2 protein-coding genes are annotated in these 2,373 nt (G+C 63.1%); both read right to left on the bottom strand.

The window, feature by feature from the left end:
• Nucleotides 1-59: 59 nt before the first annotated feature.
• Nucleotides 60-1,355: a ferredoxin:protochlorophyllide reductase (ATP-dependent) subunit N gene (locus tag QZY06_RS08165; protein ID WP_295682674.1), complete on the bottom strand. Its 1,296-nt coding sequence runs from the start codon at nucleotides 1,353-1,355 to the stop codon at nucleotides 60-62.
• Nucleotides 1,352-1,870 (bottom strand): 2-vinyl bacteriochlorophyllide hydratase, encoded by a 519-nt coding sequence (gene bchF / locus QZY06_RS08160; protein ID WP_295682671.1) that lies wholly within the window; start codon nucleotides 1,868-1,870, stop codon nucleotides 1,352-1,354. The genes QZY06_RS08165 and bchF overlap by 4 nt, the downstream gene beginning before the upstream one ends.
• Between the last annotated feature and the right edge of the window lie 503 nt (nucleotides 1,871-2,373).

Below are 2,373 nucleotides of genomic sequence, written 5' to 3'. Positions count from 1 at the left end.
TGCGCATCGCGCCGACATGCGGCGGGCCTTCGTAAGTCCAGACGGTCAGTTGCATGGCGTCAGGCGGCCAGTCTTGCGCGGCGAACCAGCGGCCGGGCGAACAGCTCGGCGAGATCGGCGGCCTGTTCGTAGCCCTGGATCGGTGTGAACACCAGTTCGATCGCCCACTTGGTGGTCATGCCTTCCGCTTCCAGCGGGTTGGCGAGGCCGAGCCCGCAGACCACGATGTCCGGTTGCGCGGCGCGGCAGCGATCAAGCTGATTCTCGACATGCTGGCCTTCGCTGAGCATGGTTCCGGCCGGGAGCATGTCCAGCTCGGTGGCCAGATGCTGACGATGCAGGAACGGCGTGCCGACCTCGACCAGATTCATGTCCAGCTCGCGCGATAGAAAGCGCGCCAGCGGAATTTCCAGCTGCGAGTCCGGGAAGAAGAAGATGCGCTTGCCGGCGAGTTGATGACGGATACGGCCAAGGGCGGCGGTGGCTCGCGTCGCCGCGGGTGCGATTGCCGCCTGGAATTTCGTGTCCGGGATATTCCATTCGCGAGCCGCAGCTTCGAACCAGGCCGTTGTGCCTTCGACGCCTAGCGGAAACGGCGCTTCGAGACGGGTGGCGCCGCGCGCTTCGAGCGCTCGGGCGGTATCGGCCAGGAATGGCTGCGCCAGCAGATATTTCGTGTTCGGACCCACCACCGGCAGCAAGGTCGAGCGGCGTGGCGGCAGAAACTGGACATCGGCAATGCCGATCGCTGCGAACAGACGGCGGAACTGGTCTTCAACGACATCGGCCAGCGCGCCAACCACCATCAGCGATTTCGCGGTGGTCGCCGGCAAGCCGGGAACCAGCGCGGCGAGACAAGCATCTTCGCCCTGCGTGAAGGTGGTTTCGATACCGCTGCCGGAGTAGTTCAGCACCCGCACGTTCGGTGTGTAGCTGCGGCCCAGACGTTCGGCGGCGCGCGATAGATCGAGCTTGATCACTTCCGAAGGACAGGAGCCGACCAGGAACAGCAGCTTGATATCCGGCCGGCGCGACAGCAGCTGAGCGACCACGCGATCGAGTTCGTCATTGGCGTCGGACATGCCGGCCAGATCGCGCTCGTCGATGATCGCGGTGCCGAAGCGCGGCTCGGCAAAGATCATCACGCCGGCAGCGGACTGCATCAGGTGCGCGCAGGTCCGCGAGCCGACGATCAGGAAGAACGCGTCCTGGATCTTGCGATGCAGCCAGATGATGCCGGTCAGTCCGCAGAACACCTCCCGCTGACCACGTTCCTTCAGCACCGGCGCATCACTGCAACCGCCGGCAGCTTTCGGGCGAACGACCACCGGGACAGCGGCGAGGGCAGCGCTCATTTGGCGAGTGCCCCGATTGGCGCCGTGAACGAGGAACGGGCGGCGTCGAGCCTGGCCATCCGCAGTTTCCAGACGAACTGCGCGGCGTTGATCACGTAAGTGGCGTAGGCGACCAGCGCCAGCACCATCAGCTGGGTGACGCTCAGGGCGTGGGTCCACAGTGCCCAGAGATAGGCGGTATGCAGCGCGATCACCAGCATGCTGACCGCGTCTTCCCACCAGAACGCCGGGGCGAACAGGTATCGGCCGAAGACGACTTTCTCCCAGATCGCGCCGGTGACCATGATCGTGTAGAGCGTCAGCGTCTTGACCACGATCGACAGCGTGGCTGCCGTTTCGCCCTGGCCGGTGGTCAGGAAACGCAGCACCAGCACCAGGCTGACCAGGAACACCAGGAACTGCAGCGGAGCGAGCAGCCCTTGCACCAGGGTCCAGCCGCTGGCATCGCGCCGCAGCCGCTCCGCCGGGGAGTAGAGCGGTCTGCGTGCTCTGGTACTGGTTCCCCCGTGTTGCATGCCTTTCTCTCCGCGGTCGGTGAGGCCTTGGAGGCAATCTAGTCCGGCGAAAACAGACTGTCAACTAAAATTGACGTAATTAAATAGTGACAATCGGAATCGGCTATGCAAAGCTCAATAACTGGTTTTGACCGTCCAGTTTTCGGATGCAACAATTCGGAGGCTTGACGGAATGCCGCCAGAGCAACAAGCCCGCCGCGTCAGCGCAGTCATTCGTGCCACGGATCGAACAAGGCTTCAGCATCGACTGAAGCTGTCGGCCCTACGCCGATGCAGAGGGTCACTACAGCGTTTTGATTTTGGAGGAGAAATCAAATGCTAGGGCTGACATCAGCAAGAGAAGCTGTGCTTTCGGGCAGGGTTTCGGATCACCGTGGCGAAGCCGCAGAAGGGGCGATGCGCAGTGCGATCGAGCAGCAGTATCTGCCGCTGATCCGCACCATCGAGGCCGAAATCATTCCGAGGTTGCTGCTGGCCCACAAGGGCCAGTTGCTGGCTGATGG

This window comes from uncultured Nevskia sp., from assembly GCF_903885465.1.
Classification (GTDB): Bacteria; Pseudomonadota; Gammaproteobacteria; order Nevskiales; family Nevskiaceae; genus Nevskia.
Note: the sequence above shows the minus strand (reverse complement) of the source record. Positions and strands in the feature narration are given on the sequence as shown.